Source organism: Bradyrhizobium sp. 31Argb (genome assembly GCF_043638955.1).
Taxonomy (GTDB): domain Bacteria; phylum Pseudomonadota; class Alphaproteobacteria; order Rhizobiales; family Xanthobacteraceae; genus Bradyrhizobium.
This window is the reverse complement of sequence record NZ_JBEGDB010000383.1, coordinates 1-5,816: the sequence shown is the minus strand read 5'-3', so window position 1 is coordinate 5,816 and position 5,816 is coordinate 1. Positions and strand designations below refer to the sequence as shown.

Annotated in this window: 7 protein-coding genes and 1 pseudogene; 7 read left to right on the top strand and 1 reads right to left on the bottom strand. The window is 64.6% G+C overall.

The genetic code is table 11. The features are described from left to right. The first annotated feature begins 173 nt into the window (after positions 1-173). From AAFX91_RS38060 to AAFX91_RS38045, 4 genes are all read left to right on the top strand, one after another. Positions 174-677 (top strand): hypothetical protein, encoded by a 504-nt coding sequence (locus tag AAFX91_RS38060; RefSeq protein WP_165421517.1) that lies wholly within the window; start codon positions 174-176, stop codon positions 675-677. Between the two features lie 185 nt (positions 678-862). Then, the gene (locus AAFX91_RS38055) at positions 863-1,282 is read left to right on the top strand and encodes an NUDIX hydrolase (protein WP_130583771.1); all 420 of its coding nucleotides are present in this window, start codon (positions 863-865) and stop codon (positions 1,280-1,282) included. A 63-nt stretch (positions 1,283-1,345) separates the two neighbouring features. After that, positions 1,346-1,723 carry a TIGR02301 family protein gene (locus AAFX91_RS38050; protein WP_130583772.1) on the top strand — a complete coding sequence of 126 codons (378 nt, stop codon included), beginning with the start codon at positions 1,346-1,348 and terminating at the stop codon, positions 1,721-1,723. 143 nt (positions 1,724-1,866) lie between these two features. Further along, on the top strand, positions 1,867-2,130 hold the full coding sequence (locus tag AAFX91_RS38045; RefSeq protein ID WP_394569913.1) for a hypothetical protein: 264 nt from the start codon (positions 1,867-1,869) through the stop codon (positions 2,128-2,130). A gap of 8 nt (positions 2,131-2,138) precedes the next feature. On the opposite strand, the pseudogene AAFX91_RS38040 reads toward AAFX91_RS38045, so the two are convergent. Continuing rightward, positions 2,139-3,464: pseudogene (locus AAFX91_RS38040) on the bottom strand (dihydroorotase); the annotation flags it as partial. A gap of 130 nt (positions 3,465-3,594) precedes the next feature. Between AAFX91_RS38040 and AAFX91_RS38035 the strand changes: the two are divergent. From AAFX91_RS38035 to AAFX91_RS38025, 3 genes are read left to right on the top strand one after another with little or no spacing between them, the layout of a single operon-like run. Then, positions 3,595-4,476 carry a folate-binding protein YgfZ gene (locus AAFX91_RS38035; protein ID WP_130583775.1) on the top strand — a complete coding sequence of 294 codons (882 nt, stop codon included), beginning with the start codon at positions 3,595-3,597 and terminating at the stop codon, positions 4,474-4,476. Beyond that, on the top strand, positions 4,473-5,099 hold the full coding sequence (locus AAFX91_RS38030) for a DNA-3-methyladenine glycosylase I (protein WP_130583776.1): 627 nt from the start codon (positions 4,473-4,475) through the stop codon (positions 5,097-5,099). Before AAFX91_RS38035 ends, AAFX91_RS38030 begins: the two co-directional genes overlap by 4 nt. After that, positions 5,096-5,719 carry an HD family hydrolase gene (locus tag AAFX91_RS38025; protein ID WP_130583777.1) on the top strand — a complete coding sequence of 208 codons (624 nt, stop codon included), beginning with the start codon at positions 5,096-5,098 and terminating at the stop codon, positions 5,717-5,719. Before AAFX91_RS38030 ends, AAFX91_RS38025 begins: the two co-directional genes overlap by 4 nt. Positions 5,720-5,816 lie beyond the last annotated feature (97 nt).

Here is a 5,816-nt window from a genome sequence, read left to right as displayed (position 1 = left end):
AAGCCTTGAATCACGTTCAATCTGATTTGAGAATCCCAAGAGTCCACACGGCCTAGAGCGTTTTCGAGCGAAGTGGATACCGGTTCGCGTGAAGAAAACGCGTCGAAACAAGAATCCAGAGCTTCGGTTCTGATTCAATCAGAACCGAAAATGCTCTGGGCGGGATGGCATCGATGGGCTCACCAGCAGCGGAATCCGATCGCCCGACACCGCGACCGGCGGGCCCGGACGAGGCTCGGGCGGCAGCGTTGCGCGCCGCCAACATCAATCCGCGCACCGGGCTTGCCACCGATTACCTCAATCACTTCAACGAAGCCATCATGCTGCTCGAGATGATTCCGGATATGCCGGAATGTGCCGAGGATTTCATGAGCTGGCACCCGCTGACCTATGCCGAGCATTTTACAGCCTCCAACTTCAGGGCGCGCGACCTCGCGATCGCAGCCTACGAATCGGCCGATCCCACGACCCGCGCCGAATTCGACAACATCACGAACACGATGACCTCGATATTGACCGCAGTGAGCGCCGCGATGGGCAAGGTCCGCCAGGACAAGACCCGTGCCAAGCTGGCCGAGCAGGCCACGATCTGGGTCAAGCCGCTGGTCGCCCTCGCCGGCGGCATCATCAATGGCGGCACTGAGGCCGACATCGAGCGCATTATGGCGAGCGAGTAGCCGGGCCTGTTGCAAATTGCACTTTCGCCCTCATGGCCAGGCTTGTCCCGGCCATCCACGTCCTGGAGCGGCGCAGGAAGGCGTGGATGCCCGGGTCAAGCCCGGGCATGACGAACCCTCCGGTTAGACCTTTCGTCACCAATCGGGCATGATCGGCGCCGGTTTTCCTCGGTTTGGATCGCTTCTTGACCTCCCCCGCCCAGCCTGCCCGTCCCCAGCTTGCCGTTTCCGGAGCGATTTTTCGTGACGGCAAGGTGCTTCTGGTTCGCCGCGCCCGCTCGCCCGGCAAGGGCTTCTATTCGCTGCCGGGCGGCCGGGTCGAATTCGGCGAATCCCTGCATACGGCGCTGCACCGGGAGGTCGACGAGGAGACCGGGCTCAAGATCGAGATTGTGGCGCTGGCCGGCTGGCGCGAAGTGCTGCCCGGGCCGACCGGTGGCGGGCATTATCTGATCATGTCGTTTGCGGCGCGATGGGTGGCGCAGGAACCCCACCTGAACGACGAGCATGACGATTTCAAATGGCTCGAGCCCGAGGCGATCGGCAATCTCAAGGTCACCGGCGGCCTGCAGGAGGTGCTTCAGGCCGCCCGGCGGCTGATTTAAAACCGTATGGGGCGGCTTCCGGCGCCTTGCCTGCAGCACAATCCACGGGCATATGACGCTGCCATGTCGAAATATCTCCTGGCCGCCCTCGTCTTCGTCACGGCGTGCAATCTCTCGCCCGGCCGGGCGGAGGATGCCGCCGCTCCGTTTGACGGCGACCTGCAGCGGCTCGCCGAAATCCTCGGCACCCTGCACTATCTGCGCGGCATCTGCGGCAGCAACGAAGGCGCCAAATGGCGCAACGAGATGCAGGCGCTGATCGACGCCGAAACCCCCTCCGGCGACCGCCGCGCCCGCATGGTCGCGGGCTTCAACCGCGGGTATAACGGTTTCCAGCAGACCTACCGCACCTGCACGCCGGCGGCCGTCGTGGCGATCCGCCGCTACGTCGAGGAGGGCTCGAAGATCTCGCGCGACCTGACCGCGCGCTATGCTAACTGACTGAGCGAATAGACGATCGATTTACCTTAGGCGCCGCCATTAACCCTTCCTAAAGATGTGGCCTAGGCGTGCCCAATCTGCGTGCTACAGCTTTGTGCATGACGTGATTCGCCGTGAATCGCGCCGACATGCCTGTGAGTTTCATGCGCATTCCAGCGTTCTCGATTGCCCGCGATCCCCTGCCTGACCACGAGCAGAAGCAGGCCGCGCTCACCTATCTGAACGGGGCCTGGGCCGAAGCGCGCCATGACGGCATCGACGGCGACTGCCTCGCGCAGGCGAGCCTGTTCGCTGCGCTGGCTGAGCTGGTCGGCACCTATGGCGAGGAAGCGGTGGCGAAGTTCGTCGAAGGGCTGCCGGCGCGCGTGCGCAACGGTGAGTTCTCGCTGGCGCTGGCGCGGCAGTAATTGGCCGTCAACGTCTCCAGAAACCGCACCGGCTCGCCCAGCGACGGCGTCACCACTTCGCCCTGCCACATCACCCGCTTGCCGCGGATGAACGTGCCGACCGGCCAGCCGATGACGCGCATCCCGTCATAGGGCGTCCAGCCGGCGCGCGAGGCGATCCAGTCGTTGGTGATGGTCTCGCTTCGCTTGAGATCGACAATCGTGAAATCGGCGTCATAGCCGGCCGCGATACGGCCCTTGCAGGCGATGTTGAAGAGCCTCGCCGGGCCTGCGCTGGTGAGATCGACGAAGCGCGCCAACGATAGCCGGCCGGCGTTGACGTGATCGAGCATCAAGGGCACCAGCGTCTGCACGCCGGTCATGCCCGAGGGCGAGGCCGGATAGGTCTTCGCCTTCTCTTCCAGCGTGTGCGGGGCATGGTCGGAGCCGAGCACGTCGATGATGCCCTGCTCGATGCCGTACCAGATCCGCTCGCGATGATCGGCCGAGCGCACCGGCGGATTCATCTGCGCGTGGGTGCCGAGCCGCTCGTAGCATTCCGGCGCGGCCATGGTGAGGTGGTGCGGCGTCGCCTCGCAGGAAGCGACATCCTTGTGGTCACGCAGGAAATCGATCTCCTGCTTGGTCGAGATATGCAGCACGTGGATGCGCTTGCCCGTATCGCGCGCGAGCTTGACCAGCCGCTGCGTTGCCATCAGCGCGGCGACCTCGTCGCGCCAGACCGGATGCGAGCGCGGATCGCCCTCGACCCTGAGCGATTTGCGGTCATTGAGGCGATATTCGTCCTCGGCGTGGAAGGCGGCGCGGCGGCGGATCACCTTGAAGATGCGGCTCAGGCTCTCGTCGTCCTCGACCAGCAGCGTGCCGGTGGAGGAGCCGATGAACACCTTGACGCCGGCGCAGCCCGGCGCGCGTTCGAGTTCCGGCAGGTCCTGCACATTCTCCCGGGTGCCGCCGATGAAGAAGGCGAAATCGCAATGCATGCGGTGATGGGCGCGCTTCACCTTGTCAGTGAAGGCCGCTTCCGTCACCGTCAGCGGATCGGTGTTCGGCATCTCGAACACGCCCGTGACGCCGCCCAGCACCGCGCTGCGCGATCCGGTCTCGAGATCTTCCTTGTGGGTCGGGCCCGGCTCGCGGAAATGCACTTGGGTGTCCATCACCCCGGGCAAGACGTGCAGGCCCTTGCAGTCGATCACCTCGTCGGCGGAATCGCAGTTCAGGCCGCCGATCTCGGCGATGCGGCCACTCCTGATGCCGATGTCGCGGACGCCCTCGCCATCCTGATTGACCACGGTGCCGGATTTTAGAATGGTGTCAAAACGCTGATTCATCGCTCCTCGCGCCCGTATCCAAGTCGCCGCCCGGGCCTTGTTCGGCGCAGTTTAGCGCCTTAACTTCGCAGGGGATATCCGCTAGCTCCGTTTCCCAAAGGAACCTTGGAAAAAGGCCGAACAAAGCCGCATGAAAGCAGCATTTCTACCCGATCGGGGCGTGGTCAAGGTGACGGGCGAGGACGCCCGCAACTTCCTCAACGGCCTCGTCACATCAGACCTGACCGACCTCAAGCCGGGCATGGGCCGGTTCGGCGCGCTGCTGACCCCGCAGGGCAAGATCATCGTCGATTTCGTGATCACGGAGGCGCCCGCCGGCCACGGCGGCGGCTTCCTGATCGATGTGCCGCGTGCACTTGCGCAAGCGCTGACCGACAAGCTCCGCTTCTACAAGCTGCGCGCAAAGGTCGCGGTCGAGAACCTCTCCGACGGGCTCGGCGTGCTGGCGGCCTGGGACGGCGAGCCGGCGATGAGGCCCGACCTCTGCTTCGCCGATCCCCGCAACGACGCGATGGGTTTCCGTCTCCTCGTGCCCGAGGATCTGAAAGCGAAGGTTGCTGATCTCATCGGCGCCGACCTCGTCGACAGCGCCGCCTATGAAGCGCACCGCATAGCGAGCGGCATCCCGCGCGGCGGGCTCGACTTCAGCTATGGCGATGCGTTCCCGCACGAGACCAACATGGACCGCCTCAACGGCGTCGATTTCGACAAGGGCTGCTATGTCGGCCAGGAAGTCGTGTCGCGGATGCAGCATCGCGGCACCGCGCGCACGCGCACCGTCAAGATCATCCTGGATGATCTCTCGCCCGAGCCGGGCGCCACGATCCTCGCCGGCGACAAGCAGGTTGGCACCATGGGCTCGGCCGCAGGCGAGATCGGCCTGGCGCTGGTCCGCACCGACCGCGTCGCTGATGCGCTCGATGCCGGGCTTTCGCTCTCCGCCGGCGGCCTCGGTCTGAGGCTGGCCGAGCCTGATGTCGTCCGCGCCGCACCGAAAAAGACCGTCGCATGAGCCGCACTGCACAACTGCATCCCGACGGCAAGACTCGCTGCCCGTGGCCGGGGGAAGACCCGTTTTACGTCGCCTATCACGACGAGGAATGGGGCGTGCCGGAATATGACGACCGCGCGCTTTACGAGAAGCTGATCCTCGACGGCTTCCAGGCCGGCCTCTCTTGGATCACGATCCTGCGCAAGCGCGAGAATTTCCGCAAAGCCTTCGACGACTTCCAGCCCGAGAAAATCGCGCGCTACAACGCCAAGAAAGTGCATGCGCTGATGAACGATGCCGGCATCGTGCGCAACCGCGCCAAGATCGAGGGCACGATCGAAAGCGCAAAGGGCTATCTGAAGATCATGGAAGAAGGCCCGGGCTTCTCGAAATTCCTGTGGAATTTTGTCGACGGCCGGCCCAAGGTCAACGAGTTCAAGACCACGGCGAGCGTGCCGGCCTCGACGCCGCTGTCGATCAAGGTCTCGAAGGAACTGGCATCGCGCGGCTTCAAGTTCGTCGGCCCGACCATCGTCTACGCCTTCATGCAGGCGACCGGCATCGTCAACGACCATCTCGTCACCTGCTTCTGCCATGAGGCCTGCGGCGGCAAGCATCGCAGCCCGCGCTTCAAAGTGAAATGACCGGAAGATCACCGGCGCCGAAGCAGGACGCGCGGGCCTGGCAGCGCATGCTGTCCGGGCGGCGGCTCGACCTGCTCGACCCTTCGCCGCTTGACATCGAGATCGCCGACATCGCCCATGGGCTCGCCCGCGTCGCCCGCTGGAACGGCCAGACCAGCGGCGCGCATATCTTTTCGGTCGCGCAGCATACGCTCCTGGTCGAGGCGGTAATGCGCCAGCAGATGCCGCGCGCCGATGTCAGCGTGCGGCGCGCGGCGCTGCTGCACGATGCGCCGGAATATGTCATCGGCGACATGATCTCGCCGTTCAAGGCGGTGCTCGGCGGCGACTACAAGACGGTGGAGAAGCGCCTGCTCTCCGCGATCCACATCCGCTTCGGCCTGCCGCCGGTGCTGGCCGACGAGATCACCCAGCAGATCAAGGCCGCCGACCGCGGCGCCGCCTATCTCGAAGCAACCCGCCTTGCGGGATTCTCCGAAGCCGAAGCCGGACGCCTGTTCGGCCGCGATCCCGCACTGCCCGAGGCCACCGAGCGCGACTACCTGACGCCCTGGACCGCGGCAAAAGCCGAGAAGCGGTTCCTCGAACGCTTTAAGGCCGTAGCGGAGTTGGTAAGGTAAGAAGGCAGTCGCACGTTGTTCCCTTCTCCCCTTGTGGGAGAAGGTGGCGCGGTGGTCCTGACCGGCTACATGGGTAACAGAATAGACCGGCGACATG